The sequence below is a fragment of the Cellulomonas soli genome (assembly GCF_052036975.1).
GTDB classification, from domain to species: Bacteria; Actinomycetota; Actinomycetes; order Actinomycetales; family Cellulomonadaceae; genus Cellulomonas; species Cellulomonas soli_A.
This window is the reverse complement of record NZ_JBQIAR010000012.1, coordinates 60,311-76,211: the sequence shown is the minus strand read 5'-3', so window position 1 is coordinate 76,211 and position 15,901 is coordinate 60,311. Positions and strand designations below refer to the sequence as shown.

The following is a 15,901-nucleotide window of genomic DNA, read 5'->3' as shown; positions in this document are numbered from 1 at the left end:
TCACCGGCCTCCGGGTCCGCCGCGCCGCTCAACCGACGAACGGGTTGACGTAGAGCAGGACGACGGCGATGGCCAGCGCGAACAGCATCAGCACGACCATCGTCACCAGCCCGATGATCAGGACGTGCATCACGACGCCACGCGCGTTGGGGTTGCGCCCCAACGACTCGATGGCCCGCGCGACCGCGTGACCCTGCCCGAGGCAGGCACCCAGGACGCCGAGCCCGACGACCAGGGCCGCGCCCAGCACGCTGGCCGCGACGACGCTCTCGTTCATGCTCGACCTTCCACCTCGTCCGTCCGGGATCTCCCGGCACCTCCCTATCGCCCGGACCCGCGCGTTGATGAGCGGGTGACCGGGCGAAAGCCGCGCATCACGGCACGGCAGGCCGGTCGGCGCCCTGCACCAGCTGGTACAGCGCGGTGCCGGCGTCGGCGACCACGACCCGGTAGGTGTACTGGGTCGCGAACTGACGCTCCTCCGGTGCGAAGCCGAGCGACCCGGCGAAGCGACCGGCACCGTCGTCGGCCAGCACGAGCGCGGGCTCGATCGTGGTCCAGGCCACGTCGTCCGCCGCACCCGTCGCCCGGCGCTGCAACGCCACGCGCGGCGCGTCGGTGCCCGACCAGGCCGGCAGGGTCGTCGACACCCGCACCACCGGGTCGGTGGTCTCCGCGATGTCGAGCACCACCTGCGCGTCGCTCGTGTACGGCACCCGGTCCAGGTCGTACCGGAACGTGCGCGTGCCCTGCCCGTCGGACGCGGTGAGCACCAGCTGACCGGACAGCGTGCGCGCCTCGGCGGCGAACGGCAGGTCCGGCAGCACCTCGATCAGCCCCGCCGACCGCCGCAGCACGCTCACGGGCACCGAGTCGGCGAACAGCCGCGAGTCGTCCAGCTGCACCTGCGCGTCGGTGAGCGTGTACTCCTCGGACGTCCACGCGTACTGCACCAGCAGGGTGTTCCAGTCCGTCACGGACAGCGTCGCCGTGCTCAGCCGTGTCGCCGCCGGCGTGACCACCTGCGCGGACGTGCCCAGGTCCAGCACCGTGCCGTCGCTCAGGGTGATCTGCGCCCGCACCGTGTACGTCGACTCCGGTTCGAGGTCCGTCAGCCGCAGCGTCGCGGCGCCTGCGGCGAGGTCGTCGACGGGCAGCGTGAACGGGCCCAGGTCCTTGGCGCCCAGACCGAGGAACCCCCCGGCCTTGTGCAACGTCAGCTGCGCCGAACCGACGCCCAGCACCGGTGAGTCGAGGCTCGTGGTGACGGTGAACGAGTCGGACTTCACCGCCGTGGTCGTGTACAGCGCCGAGACGGTCAGGGTCCGGAAGCTGCTCTCCTGCGCGGCCGCCAGCTCGACCACGCCGGCACCGTCCTGCAGGTCGTACGACAGGTGCAGCGCCAGCACGTAGTCCGTGCCGGGCATCAGCGCATCCACCACGACCCGGTTGGACCCGAGGGTCAGGCCGAGCGTGCGCACCACGCTCCCCTGCGCGTCGGTCAGCTCCAGCCGGGGTGCCCCGACCAGGGTGGTCGTCGGGTCGAGCAGCGTGACCGACGCGGACACCGACGTCGCCGAGACCTCGATGTCGGTCAAGGCGACCTGCGGCACCTGCCGGCCGTCGACGTGCGCGGCGTTGTACTCCTGGATCGCGGCCAGCAGGGCACGCAGCTCCTCGATCTGCGCCAAGGTCGGGCCGTCCGACGCACCCGATGCACCCGACGACGAGGCCGCACGGCCGGCCGAGCCCGAGCCGCTGCCGGAACCCGCGGCCGCCGTGGCACCGGCGGCCGCCTGGGACGGCGTGGCGGACTCCTCCGGGGCGGACGGGCTGCCCTCGGGGGCGGGGGTCTCGTCGAGCACCGACATGGCGTTGTCGGTGCCGCCGAACGACGTCAGGTCGATGTCGACCCCGTCCGCGCGGTACAGCTCGGCGGACACGTCCAGCACGTGCTCGGCGTCGACGACGAGCACCACGTGCCCCAGGTAGCGGTGCCGGCTGCCGTCGCCGGACAGCAACGTCGCCGAGCCGGAGCGGTCCACCAGGATCTGCGTGTCGGTGGTGGTGCCCTTGGCCACGTCGTCCACCCACACGGTCGCCGCAGCCGGCAGGTAGTAGCGGCGCGTCGCCAGGCGCAGCACGCTCTGGCTGGTCACACCCGTGCCGTCCTGCGCGCGGTAGCCGTCGTCGACGTGCGTGAGCAGCGTGCGGGAGTCCAGGGCGGTGGGCCGCCCGTCGGGTGCCACCGCGACCGCGTCGGCGGTCAGCAGCAGCCGCTGGTCCTCGAACCGCACCAGGGCGCCGGTGTCCAGGGCGACCACGCGGCCGCCGTCCCGCTGCAGCTGCTGCGAACCGTCCCACGAGGAGAAGAGCAGCTCCCCGGGGTGCACCTGCACGGTGTCCTGCGCGGCGCCGAGCGTGGTGCCCTCACCGTCGAGCGTGACCTGGTCGAGACGGACCTTCGCGTCGGAGGCGTACCCGACCACCGCCGCCGAGACCCCGGCCGCCACGACCAGCACGCCGGTGAGCAGCCACACGCCGAGACGACCGGCGCCGCGACCACCCGTCCGTGCACCGCCCGTGCGCGCACCGCCGGCGCGTCGGCCGGTCACGACGTCGCCCCGGCGAGCATCGCCGTGAGGGTGCTGCCGGCCGCCGAGGCGACCCGCGTGCCGGTGTCGGTCACGACCAGGGTCATCGCCTGGCCGGTGTCGGCCGGCAGCGCGAGCAGCACCGGCGAGGCCAGCGACGCCTTCGGCACCGAGGCCGTGACCGGGGCGAACGCGGCCGTCGGGGAGCTCAGGGTGAACGTGGCCGTCCCGGTGAACGCGGCCGGGTCGAACGCCACCCGCAGGTCCGACCCCGCTCTCGTGAGCGTGATCGGCACGCTGTCGTCCCCGATGTACCGCAGCGGCACGGTCGACTCCTTCACGGACTGGTAGGACGTCGGGGCACCGGGGGTCTGCGTGTACGTGAGCGTGACGCGCCCGACGTAGTAGCCGGAGTACGACTGCGCCGCACCGAGCGTGAACGAGCGCGACACGTCGGTCGTCGCCGTGGTCCCGCTGGTGCGCCCGGCCAGCGCGCCGAGGATGTCGACCGTGTCCACGACCACCGGCGTCGGCAACGTGCCGCTGGCCGCGGCCGCCTCGTACGCGTCCTTGCCGTACTTGACCAGCGACAGCGTGGCCCCGGTGATCACCCCGCTACCGGGGGCGATGCCCGTGGCGTTCACCGTCACGGTGGTGCCGCTCGTGGCGACCGTCACCGCGTTCGTCGTCGCGTACTTCTTGTCGGTGGTGAAGCTCACCGCCCCGGCCGTCCACGTCCAGGAGCCCGCCTGCGTCAGGTTGTCCACGACGACGTTCGGCGTGATCGTGTACGTCGTGCCGGGCTGGAGCGCGCCGGCCACGTCGAGCGTGGTGATGCGACCGGAGTCGAGCACCCGGTCCGTGCCGCCGATCGCGGACATCGAGTCCGTGAAGGTGCCCGTGGCGACCACGGTGGTGCCCTGCTTGACGGTCCACCCGGGCGTCACGTTGCCCGCGCCGCACAGCATCATGCCGAGGTTGTCGGTCAGCGTGATCTGGAACGAGACCTGGCTGGTCGCCACGGACCGGACCACGACCGACGACCCGTTGCCGCCCAGGGCCGCGAAGTTCTTGTTCACCGCGGAGACGACCTTGACGGGCACCGTGGCCAACGAGGTGTTCAGCGAGGCGACGACCACGTAGTTCTGGTTGGCCAGGTAGTTCTTGCCGCCGGCCTTGCGCATGGCCAGCGTGGAGGCCACCTGGTACACCGAGTCCTGGCCGCTCACCGGCACCTTCGCGGCGCTGTCCGTGTACGTCCACACGGGCGTCTTGCCGGTCAGCAGCGTGCTGATCGTCCCGTCGGTGACCGCCGCCGCCAGGGCCGCGTCGGTACGCGAACCCAGGTCGGTCGCCCGGTAGATGCGGTACGTGACCGACCCGGTGACGTCGGACTTGTCCTGGAACTGGATCGTGGACGTCGCCGCGGGCTCGGAGCACCGGGCCGTCCAGCTGTACGTCGGCCCGGAGGTCAGCACCGGCTCGGACTTCGAGGTCGTCATCCGCACGCTCGCCGGCCCGCCGCTGGTCCACGCCAGCTGAGCGCCGGTCACCACGGACTGCCCACCCGGCTGCCGCACGCCCAGGTCGTAGCTGCCCACCACCCGCAGCTCGTAGGTGGTGCCCGCGGCCAGCCCGGACACGGTCACGGGCGACGACGGGGCCAACGCCGCGGTGCGGGTCACCCGGTCGTCCGCCGCCGTGGTCGCCGACAGGCACGTCGAGGCCGGGTACGACGGGTCGGCCGGCTTGGTGAGCACCGGCTGGTCGTCGGAGCCGACCTCGTACGCCACCACGCACGTCGAGTACGACGTGCGGGTGCCCTCGACGACCGGGACGGCCGTGTGGTTGGCGTCGGCGACGGCCACCGTCACCTGCACCCGGGTGTCCGTCGGGATGCCCGAGGCGGCCAAGGTGCCGACCGTCGGCGCCGCCAGCGTGCGCAGCTCCACACCCGCCTGGTCACGGGTGACGCTCAGGTGTCCCGCGGACAGCATCGTGAACGCCGTGGCAGGCACCGACACCGACGACAAGGAGTTGCCCAGCGCACTGAACGCCACACCGGTGGAGGTCCCCCACGTCCACGAACCGTCCGGCTGCCGGGCGAACGTGCTGCCGTACGGCGCGTCGCACGGGCCCTCGACCAGGCCGGACGCGGACAGCAGGCACAGGCCGGACTGCACGTTCCGCAGCTTCACGCCCACCAGGTCGCCGCGGGCGTCCGTGGCGGAGGCGAGCACCTCGAACGCGGTGCCCGCCGTGCCGGACAACATCGGCCGGGCCCCGGTGCCGCCGGCGCTCACCACGTACTGCGCCGGATCGGTGGGAGCCGTCCGGGCCACCTCGAGGTAGACGAGCTCACCGGCCGGGGCCGGGTTGGACCCGCTGATCGTGCCCGTGCGGTAGTAGGCGTCGGCCACCAGGCGCAGCGTGCGCAGCGACCCGTCGTGCGCCAGCTCCCCGACGGGCAGCGTGAACGTGCTCGCCGCGAACGCCTGCGCCGTGGTGCGGTTCGACACGTACGACGGCACGCTCGACGTCGGGGCGGCGAACACCTGGTACCCGGTGCTGAGCACGCTCGAGCCCAGCGTGGAGCCCGGCGGCAGCGCCCCCGGGTCGAGCCGGGCGGCCGCCGTCTGGGCCGGGGTGGTCGCGGTGGTCGACACGGTCTGCACCGCCAACGCGTCGAACACACCGTCGGCGCTCTCGCCGATCAGGGGCGGCAGGTACGTGCGCTGCAGCACACCCTGCGTGACCGGTTGGGCGTCGATCAGCGCGTAGCTGGCGCTCACCTGCACGGCGACCCCGGTGCTGCCCGTGATCGGCACGTCGAGCGAGACCAGCCCGTCGGTGCGCAACGTGTCCTGCTCCGCCTGCGTCAGGGACACCCCCACCGCGGGACGCCCGTCGCCCGTCCACGTGATCCGCACCGGGTCGGCGACGTCGAACAGCACCGAGTGGTCCGGGTCGGCGATCGTCACCCGCACCGTGGACCCCGCGGCCGACCGGGACGACCACGCCAGCGCGGCCGACACGCTGGTCCGGGCGATCGTCACCTCACCGGGGAACGGGTCGTTGGACAGCTGCGTGAGCGTCTGCGTGTCGTAGTGGTCGTCGTAGCTGACCAGCGCCCGGGTCCAGTACGTCTTGCCGTGACCGGCCCCGGGGATCGTCGAGACGTCGAAGGTCGCCGAGCTGGTCAGCTGGGCCTTGTTCATCGTGACCGACGCCAGGGGGGTGCCCGGGTCGGCGTCACCGACGGGCCGCTCCCCCGCGAACAGCTGGTAGACGATCCGCGTGAGCGTGGCGTGCGTGTCGGTGTACCCGCTCAGCCGGGTCCGCACCTGGTCACCGTCGGCGCTGATGCTCAGCCGTGTCACCGTCGGTGCGGTGGCCCGGGCGTAGAAGGTCGTCGCCCCGGCGTTGAGGATCGGCACCACGTTGACGCCGTCCGTGCCGTTCTCGAACTTCACCTGGTAGCGCTGGTTCGGTGTCAGGCCCTCGAACTGGCGCCAGTCGTTGCCGGGTGCGGTGAGCTGGGTGATCTCGTCAGCGTCGAGGTGGATCGTCGAGACCTTCGTGCCGGCACCGCCGTACAGGTACAGCGACAGGTCGACCCCGGTCAGGGCCCGCGCCTCGGTGCTCAGGGTCGCGGTGACCCGCGCCGACGTCGTGGTCACGTCGGCGCTGCGAGGGGTCAGGAACGTGGCCGTCACCGGTGTGACCTCGAGGGTCCGGTACGGCGTCGTCGACGTGCCGATCACGGCCCGGACGGGGCCGTCACCCAGGTTGTACGTCGCGGTGATCTCCACCTGGTACGGCGTGGACTTCGTCAGCCCGGTCAGGTGCAGGGTGCCGGTCAGGCTCTGCTGCGTGAGGTCCAGTCCGTCCAGCGTGAGGGTGCCCACCGGCTGGTCGCTGACGCGCTGCCCGGAGGGGTCGAGCTCGTACACGGCCGCGAGCGGCGGTGTGGCCAGCAAGGACAGGTCGGTGTTGGTGATCGCGTAGTTGACGTCCAGCCACGAGGGCGCCGCCTCGTTCAGCGCGAACACCGCCGTCGGCGCCGAGCGGGACACCACGCCGACCTGGGCCGAAGGGCCGGAGGCGACCTGGTAGTCCTCGAACAGGTCGTTGCCGGTCAGCACGCCGACGAACACGTAGCTGCCCTGACCCATCGAGGCCGGCAGCGCCAGTGCCGTGGGCAGGTGGGCGGACTCCCCCGCGACGCTCACCGAGGCCTTGACCGTCGCCGAGGTGCCCCGCAGCGCGTAGTCCTGCGCCTCGAACGCCACGTAGCGCACCTGACGGACCGTGTCGTCAGGGTCGTCGAAGCCCACCTGGGTGATCGTGAACACCTTGCTGCGGGCGTCGAAGGTCGCCTCGACCGACTCCAGGGTCGCCCGCCGCGCCGCGGTCTGCAGCACGGCCGTCCACGTCGAGGTCAACGTCGCCGACCCCGCCCCGGCGTGCTCGACCCGGAACACGTAGGTGCGGGCCGGGTCCAGGCCCGGCACCGTCACGGTCGTCGACCGGGCACCCGAGAGCAGGTCGGAGACCTCGACGTCGACGGTGCCGTGGGCGCCGCCCGTGCCCGACCCGTTGTCCGCCCACGACAGCCGCAGGCTGTCCAGTGCGGCGGGCACCGTGGGTGCGGTGAGCGTGAAGCGGATCCGGTCGGCCGTCCGCGTCACGTCGCGCGCGCTCAGGCTCAACGTGCCGGGCTGCACCAGCTGCTGGAAGTACACGGCCTCCGTCGCGGCGCCCGCCGAGTCCAGGTAGCTGCCGCGCGCCTCCACCACGTAGGTGCGTCCCGGCGTCAGCGGCCCCGAACGCCACGGCAGGGACGCCGTGAGCAGGTCGACGGTGGCCACCGGCTCGCCGACCCCCTGGGAGGTGACCGTCAGACGCAGCGACTGCAGGCGGTGCGCGGCGTCCACCACGGTGCCGTCGACCACGATGCCCAGCGCGTCGTCGGCCGCGGCGGTCAGCACGACCTGCGGGGCGAGCACGTCCGCCGCAAAGCTCGGCAGCGCGGTGGGCAGCTCGCCGGCGCCGCCCGCACCCGTGCCGGCGGCGCCCGACCCCGCCGAGCCGCCGGACCCGGTGGACCCCGCGGACCCCGCGGCGGAACCCGCCGAGGAACCCGCGGCACCCGCGCCCTCGGGGGTCGGTGTCGCGGCGTCCTCCGCGGTCGGTGACGCCGTGCCCGGCATCGCGACGGCCGCCCGGTCCGCCGAGCCCTGCGGTTCTCCGTCGGGGTCGACGAGCAGCTGGGTCAGCATCATCGGTGCGGCGTCCGCGGTGGCCAGCAGCTGCTGGGAGTCCCAACGGACCAGCGCACCCGTCGAGTCGAGCCGGGCGAACAACCCGTCCGTCGTCGGGAAGTCGGCGCACACCTTGGCCTGGCAGAGGCGGATCCGCTGCGTGTCCGGCTCGACGACGACCAGCGCACCGGCAGCCACGGTGGCCACCGGGGTGTCGCAGCCGGCCCCGGTGCACAGCAGCGCCGAGTCCAGCAGCAGGTACCGCTCGTCGGCGAGCTTGAGCACGGTGCCCGGCACGAGCGTGCTCGGCAGCCCGCCCTCACCCGGAGGGGTCGCGACGTAGCCCTCGAGCCCCTGCGCCCGCAGGTTCGTCCCGGCAGGCAGGTCGGTCAGGGACTGGTCGGGGGCGATCGCGACCGAGCGGCCCAGCAGCGTCGTCGTGGAGTCGGACAGCTGCAGCACGCGCGCCTGGTCGATCGGCGACGGCTGGTGGTCGACGACGAGCGCGGGGGTGCCCGCCGTGCCGTCGTAGGTGGCCCCGGGCGGGAACTCGACGACCGTGCCGTCGGCCGCGTACGCGTACCCGGCCAGCGGTGCGGCGTACCCGGCGGCCGACTCGTGCATCGACTGCACCACCACCACGACCGTCACGGCCGCCAACGCCACGGCCGCCATCACGGCGTACACGAGCTTGAACATCACACGACCTCGAATCGGGCGGGCGGAGCAGGGTCGAGCGGGGCGCCGCTCACGGAAGATCGAGGCAGGGACGATCGGGCCAGGGGTGCGCGGCGGCGGCGCAGCGAGTACCAGCCGGCCCCGCCGACCGACCCGACGCCCAGCAGACCGAAGGCACCGAGCACCACGGCCTGCCGGAGGTTGCCCCACAGGGCGTACAGGGTCACCGGCCCGGTCACGGGGGTGCCGCCGTCACCGAGGGCGAAGCTGGTGCCCGATCCGTCGGGCGCGGTGTTCCACCCGGTCAGCCAGTAGCCCTCCGCGCCGGGTGCGTCGACCACGTCGACCGTGTCGCCGTAGGCGACCTTCTGGGAGGCAGGGGGTGCGTCCGTGACCGCCTTGGGCCGGCCGTCGTGCCCGTTGCCCGGGTTGGTGCTGAACGAGACCGTGAACTCGCGGCGCTGCCACTGCGCGTACAGCACGGTGTCTGCGGTGATCGGGTCGGCGGCGCCGAACCCGTAGAAGTCGTCCGGTCCGCTCGCCACGGCGTGCCGCGACCAGCCGAGGAACACGTGCGAGTACGGGGCGGCCAACGGGTCTGCCGGCCGGTCCTGCGCGCCCAGCGTGCTCCCGTACGACGTGGTCGGTCCCTCGACCGCGTACGCCTCGCCGTCCGCGGTCTGCACGGCCAGCGGCCCGGAACCGAAGTCGTCGGCGGCGGTGCCCTGCGGGGCGGTGCCCAGCACGAACGTGACCTTCAGCGCGGAGGTCGACCAGATCGCCTCGAGGTCCAGCACCCCGCCGGGCGTCGCCGGTGCCAGGCTCTCGCCCGGCACCACCGCGGGCCCGCCCCCGGCCACCGCCCAGCCGCCGAAGTCCAGGCCGTCGACCACCGGCTCCCGGTACCCGTCCGGCACCGGCACGGTCCGCCCGTACGCCACGGTGCCGCCCTGCGCGGGCGCCTGGACGCGCACCCGGTCCGCGTCCACGCCCTCGGGCAGAGCCAGGTGGTACTCGACACGATCGATGTCGCGGGCCCAGGTGGCGCGCCAGGTCAGGTCCGCCGCCGGCATCGTGGCCTCGACGTCCAGGGTGGGGCACGGCCCTTCGGCGCACACCCAGCCGGTGAACGTGAAGCCGGTGGCGCGGGGCGTCAGGCTCCCGGCGGGCAGTGCGTCGACCAGGCGTCCGGAGACGGCCACGGTCGTCGTCGACGATGCGGACCCCGACCACGGACCGGCACCCCCGGCCAAGTCGGCGGCGGACGGCACGTCACCGCTGCCGACCAGCAAGGTCACCCGGAACCCCCGGGGCACCCACGTGGCCGAGACGAGCAGGTCGGAGCGGACCCGCTCACCGGTGAGGTCGAACGGCTCCCAGGTGCCCTCGCGCAGCACAGCCCACCCGGAGGTGTCCCAGCCGAACGGACCGATGACGGCAGCGCCCGCCCCGGTGTCCGCCAACCGCGCTCCGTGGTCCACACAGACCACATCGGCCCGCGCGGCACCGGCGCAAGCGTCGTTGCTGCCTTTCACCACCCTCAGCGACACCTCACCGACGGCGGGGGCCGGGGTGCGGCCGGTGCCGTCGAGGATCGCGACGTTCAGCACCCGCACGCGCCACCGCGCGTGCAGGTCGACGGAGGCGACCGGGTCGGTCCACACGGTGCCTGCCGTGACCGGGCGGCCACCGGAGGCGGCCGTCCACCAGCCGAGGAACTCGTGGCCCGCACGCGAGGGCACGGGCAGGTCCGTCACGGGCGCGCCGTACGTGACGGAGACCAGGGCGGTGGGCTGCCCGAGGACGCTCGCGTCGTCACCGGCGTGCAGCACCAGGGTGGTCCGGACGGGCTCCCACTCGGCATACAGGGTCAGGTTGTCGGGCGTGCCCCAGGTGCCGGTGGCCGCCGGGGCGTAGGCGGCGCCCGTGGCCTGCCCGGCCGCCGGGTCGTACCCCGTGCGCCACGCCGTGAGCCGGTAGCCGGTCCGGGTCACCCCGGGCAGCGGACCGTACGTCGCGCCGTACGTCACGGCCAGGGTGTCCGGACCGTCGACCGTGCCGCCCAGCGCGTCGAGCCGCAACGTGTACGTGCGCGGGACCCACCGGGCGTAGGCCAGCACGTGCGTGCCGTCGGGCACCACGCGGGTCCACACGGTCGCGGCGGTCAGCTCGGGGTCGTCGTCCTCGGTGCCCGGGTCGCCGTCGGGCAGCCACCACCCGGCGAAGTCGTACCCGGTGCGGCTGGTCAGCGCACCGGTCAGGCTCGGTGAGCTGCCCAGGGCGACCGTCGAGGACCAGCCGACGGCGCTGCCACCGCGCGCGTCGAAGTCGATGACGACCTCGACGGGACGCCACTGCGCCACGAGGTCCAGATCACCGAGCGCGGTCGAGTCGGCCGTCAGACCGGTGGTGTCCGTGAAGGCCGTCACGCCGGGCGCGTACACCGTGCCGTCCGCCGCCTTCCAGCCCGTGAAGACCGCGCCGGCGCGGGTGGGGGTGGGCAGCGCACCCGGGCACGCCGGGTCGACCAGCCCGGCGCAGATGCTCTGCCCGAACGTCACGGCCCCGGGCACGTCGACGACGGTGCTGGCGTCGTGCAGGTGCAGGTCGCCGACCAGCGGCTGCCACGTCGCGGCCAGCTGCCAGCCGAACAGCGCGCGGTCGCCGGTCCACGGGTAGTCGCCGTCCGGCACGGTGGCGCCGGACGGCTGCTCGGTCCACCCGGTGAACCGGTAGCCCAGCCGGCCGACGGCGGCCGTGGCGGGCGTGCCCTGCACGGCGGAGACCGTCCGCCCGGCGATGCTCACCGTGGACCCCTCGTCGGGGCGGCCCGAGGCCGGAAGCGCACCGCTGGTCGTGCCCCCCGCAGGGTCGACCACCAGCGCGCCCCGGTGCACCCAGCGGGCGGTGAGCACCAGCGTGTGGTCGGTGCTGGTACCGACGCCGACCACACCCGTGCCGCCCAGGTTCGCCCAGGTCAGCGCCGTCCCGCCGCTCACGCGCGCGACGGGCACCCCGGCCTGCGTGGTGTACCAGCCGGCGAAGACGTAGGGGTCCGCGTGCGCGGGCGGGGCCAGGTCGGCAGGGTCGGGCCAGGTCAGCCCGGAGTCCGTCGCGCTCGCACCGTAGAGGACCTCCGTGCCCGCCGGGGGCGTGGTCGAACCCCGGTAGGTGCCGCCCGCCAGCGCGAAGCTCAGCGCGAACGTGGCCGTGCGCCACTTCGCGTACAGCGTGGTGGCCGCGGTGGTGGTCTGCGTGTAGGCCATCGACCCGGGCACGTAGGTGGTGCACCCGTCGAGCACGCCGGACCCCGAGCGGGACGTGCACCAGGCGACGAACACCTGCCCGTCCCGCGTCGGCGTGGGCAGCTGGACGGTGCTGCCGTAGGCGACGGCCCGGGTCTGGGAGCTCTCGCCCGTGGCGCCGTCCCAGCCGGCGACGGTGCCGCCGTTGGCGTCCAGGGTCACCGGCGCCTGCACCGGGACCCACACCGCGTGGTAGGTGGTCGAGGCCCTCGGGACGGGGGTGGTGGTCAGGTCGACCGCCGCGGCCGGGTCCGTGACCGCACCGGCACCCCAGCCCGCCAGCGTGTGGCCGACGCGGGTCACGGCGTCGGCGGACGAGCCGACGACCCCGCCGAGGTACTGGTACCGCACCCGGTTGCGGGTCGTGGAGTCGTCGACGAACCGGCCGCCCTCGGGGACGAGCGTGATCAGGGTGGGCCGGATGACGGCCGCGTCGACGTCGTCGAACTGGTAGGCGCTCGTGCCGGTGCCGGTGGTGGCGCCACGCGCCTTGGAGGGGTACACCCCGGAGGTCGTCGCGAAGGCCTGGTCCGCCGCCGGGGTCGGTGAGGTGACCCCGACGCCGAGGCCGGGGTCGGGGTGGAACCGGGCCGAGGGTGTGGTCGGTTCGCCGGACGGGTCCGGGGTGACCAGCAGGGTGAACCGCACGTCGACGGGGTCGAGGGAGTCCAGGTAGATGGCCCACCGCCCCTGGTCGTCGCTGGTCACCGGGTCGCCCACCGCCGTCCCGGCGCGGAACGCCTGGACCACGGCGCCCGGCCACCCCTCGTCCCCGGTGGTGCGTGCCCCGCTGCGGTCGGCGTCGAGGAACACCTGACCGGCCACGACCCCGGTGCGCAGCACCATCCGCACCGGTGCCGTGGTCGCGTAGCCGGTGTACGTGGGCACGCTGCGGTACACGCGGGCGGCGAGCAGGTCCGTGGCGCCGGCCAGGTCCAGCAGCTCGCCCGCCGAGTGCGGCACCGTGAGCGGCAGGTCGACGGTGACCACGGCGTCGGCGGGCAGGTCCGCGTCGATCGCCACGTGCACCATGCGTACCTGCGCGGCGTCGACGCCCGCCCACGGCCGGTAGTCGGACCCGGCACCGGACTGCTCCACGGTGGCCCACGCGTAGTGCGAGCCGGCGGCGTCGGGTGCGCTGTTCGTGGTGGCGTAGCCGACGCTGACCTCGTCGACGGCCGCGTCAGGCGCGGTGACGCTCACCGGCGCGTCCAGCGCGAGCGACCACTCGAACGGGCCGGCCTGCAGGTCGCACGCGGTGTTGAAGGGACCTTCGGGGGTGCCTGCGTCGAACGCGGGGTCGCACCCGCCGCGGTTCTGCGTGTACGGCGTCGACTCACCCTGCTTCGGCACGGGGATCCACACGTGGGTCGTCCCCGTCGACGGTGCCCCGGACACGTTGCGCAGCACCACCCGCATGCTCACGGTGTCGCCCGCGAGCGCTGCGGCGTCGACCAGGGTGGTGCCGATCGCGGAGTGCACGTCGTAGCCGGAGCCGTACGTCAGGCCGTCGTCGGTGGAGGCGACCAGCGCCCCCGACAGGTCGAGGGCGGCCCGGAAGTTGTACGAGGCGGTGTGCGCGCTGGGGGCACCGAGCCAGGAGGCCGTCGCGACGTCGTGCTCGTCGGCCACGCACCCGCCGCCGAGGCAGTCCAGGCCGTCGACGCCGAACGCGACGTACCGCGCGGCGGGCAGCACGGTCGTGGAGACGGTGGCACCCACCTGGAACCCGTAGGTGACGCGCGGGCACGCGTCGGCGGCCAGCAGCGTCGAGCTCGAGACCCGGCAGGTCACGGGCGTCGTGGAGGCGACGTCGTAGTAGGCGAACGTGGTGCCGTCGGCCTGGTAGGTGCGTTTGGTGATGCTGAACGGTCCACCGGGCTGGTCGGCGCGCACGGTCGACCCGGCGAACGTCACCTCGACCTGAGACGGGTCGACGGTGACGTCCTCGTGCTCGAACAGGTAGGTGTGGAAGATGCCGTGCAGGTACTTCACGCCGCCGGTCCCGGGGTCGGTGCCCTGGTAGGCGACGGTGACCCCGGAGACCGCGTCACCGGCGTTGAGGTAGTCGGGCAGGCCGCTGAGCTGCACGGCGGTGCTGGACACCTCGGTGTGCGCGGCCGGGCGCAGCTCGTGCTGCGAGGTGACCGTGCACTGCGTGCTGTCGCTCGCGGAGTCGCCGCACTCCAGCGTGCCGTTGACCCGCAGGGGGGTGTTGTCGGCCACGCGGTACGGGTGGGTCAGGGTGTAGGCCAGCTGGTAGTCCATGCCGTCGACGTAGTCGGCCTGGGGGCGCAGCGGGGTGCCCTGCACGAGGATCCGGGCGTCGGCGAGCGAGTACGCGCTGGTCGGGGCTGCACCTACGGGCCAGGGGCGGGCGTAGGTGAACGTCAGCGACGTCAGGTACTGCGCCGAGGTGCCGCCCAGGCCGGTCACGGTGACCTTGGTGCTGGTGGCCCCGGCGGCGGTCGCGACGAAGGCGACCGTGCGCTGACCCGACGGGTTGCCGGCCGCGTCGGACGTGGTCGCCGTGACGTCGAGCAGCCCGCAGGCCGAGGTGCCGCACACGCCGCCGCTCTGCGCGGCCGGGTGGCGGATCGTCACGGCGGTCACCCCGACGGTGCCCGGTGAGTCGTTGCGCACCGTGACGGTCAGCGGGCCGCTGTCGGCCGAGCCGGTGTTCTCCAGGTGGACCGCGTCGAGCCAGTTGCCCTGCTGGTCGGCGTAGACCTCGTTGGGGCCCTGGGCCAGGGGGGTCACGGTGAAGGCCGGTGCCTGGTACCCGCCGACGGTCAGGGTCGGGGTGGCACCCCACGTGCGCAGGCTCGTCGTCTCGGTGCTGCCGTCGAGCACGGTGGTCGTGATCCCGCCGGTGCCGTCGAGCTGGGTGTCCAGCGCGGTGAGGGCGGGTGCGAGCACGTGGTCGGCACCGGAGGCCTTGGCACTGCTGTAGGTGAAGGTCACGGTGATCGTGGTCGGCGCCTGGTGCACGCGTTGGCGGACCTCGAGGTGCTGCCAGCCGTCGGCCTGGCACCCTCCGACGGCGCTCACCTGGTAGCCGCCGTCGTCGGTGATCGCCCAGTCCGCGTACTCGCACGCGACGCGCAGCCAGAACGTGCGGTCCAGCACGGCGGCGTCGTCGTCGGTGACCCGCAGCCCGTCGGTGGCCCGCACCAGGGTCACCCGTTGGGTCACGGGCCCGGAGTCGGCGGTGAGCGTGGCCGACGGGCTGGAGTAGGCGACGTGGTACGACGGGGTGTCGGTCACCCGGATCCGTGTGACCTCGGCGCTGCGGACGGTGTGCCACTGGGCGGCGTCGTCCTGGTAGGTGCTGCTGACCACGATCGGCGCGCCGGTGTGCGGGGACGCCCCGGGCACGAGTGCGGAGTCGACGGTGCCGGCGCCGGCGCCGAACGCCAGGCCGGCCGCGACCTTGAACGCCACGGCCGCCGAGGTGGTTCCTTCGGCGAACGTGTACGTCACGGTGCCGGTGGGCAGGGTGGTCGACGTGCTGGTGCCCGTCCCGGTCTGCGCCCCGTAGGTCAGGGTCTCCACGTCGGGGGTGTAGAGCCCGTCGACGACGACTCCTTCGAGGGCCGCCCCGAGTCCGGCACCGGTGTACGTCCACCCGTCGGCCGTGGGCTCGAAGCCGGGCAGGTCGGCGGCCGTCACGACGTTGCGCAGCCGGATGGTCAGCGTCGGGGTGTTGACCGCGTCGGAGTCGTCGGGGAACTCGGCCAGCACCTGGACGGTCTTGGGTGCGTCCCGCAGGTCGCCGAAGTCGTACTCGAAGACGTCACCGGCGCCGACGGCGCTGAGCACCGCGTCGGCGCCCTGCAGGCACAGGTAGTCCTCGCCGGTGACGCAGTCGCCGCTGCCGGAGGCCCACGCGGACCCGGACGGGGAGAGCACGAAGGCGGCGCCGGCCACGAGCACGCCGGCCAGCAGCCCGACCGACAGCCACGAACGCCACCCGAGCCGTCCCCGGTGCCGCCCGCGCCCCGACCCGGTGCGTGCCACCCGGCGCCGCACCACGTCGGGCAGGTGCACACGCGTCACG

4 protein-coding genes are annotated in these 15,901 nt (G+C 73.8%); all 4 read right to left on the bottom strand.

The annotated features are described in order from the left end of the window. Positions 1 to 28 precede the first annotated feature (28 nt). On the bottom strand, positions 29 to 277 hold the full coding sequence (locus ACTHAM_RS13095) for a hypothetical protein (RefSeq protein WP_440688147.1): 249 nt from the start codon (positions 275 to 277) through the stop codon (positions 29 to 31). 97 nt (positions 278 to 374) lie between these two features. Next, entirely contained in the window at positions 375 to 2,615 is a 2,241-nt protein-coding gene (locus ACTHAM_RS13090; RefSeq protein WP_440688145.1) for a hypothetical protein, read from the bottom strand. Next, a complete protein-coding gene (locus tag ACTHAM_RS13085) occupies positions 2,612 to 8,557 on the bottom strand; it encodes a hypothetical protein (protein WP_440688143.1) in 5,946 nt (1,981 codons plus the stop codon). The genes ACTHAM_RS13090 and ACTHAM_RS13085 overlap by 4 nt, the downstream gene beginning before the upstream one ends. Next, positions 8,557 to 15,900, bottom strand: coding sequence for an InlB B-repeat-containing protein (locus tag ACTHAM_RS13080; RefSeq protein WP_440688141.1), 7,344 nt, complete (start codon positions 15,898 to 15,900; stop codon positions 8,557 to 8,559). Before ACTHAM_RS13080 ends, ACTHAM_RS13085 begins: the two co-directional genes overlap by 1 nt. Position 15,901 lies beyond the last annotated feature (1 nt).

Bases quoted from the DNA above. Each gene is read 5' to 3' on its own strand.
- ACTHAM_RS13085 (WP_440688143.1), bottom strand. From the start codon at position 8,557: ATGTTCAAGCTCGTGTACGCCGTGATGGCGGCCGTGGCGTTGGCGGCC.
- ACTHAM_RS13095 (WP_440688147.1), bottom strand. From the start codon at position 277: ATGAACGAGAGCGTCGTCGCGGCCAGCGTGCTGGGCGCGGCCCTGGTC.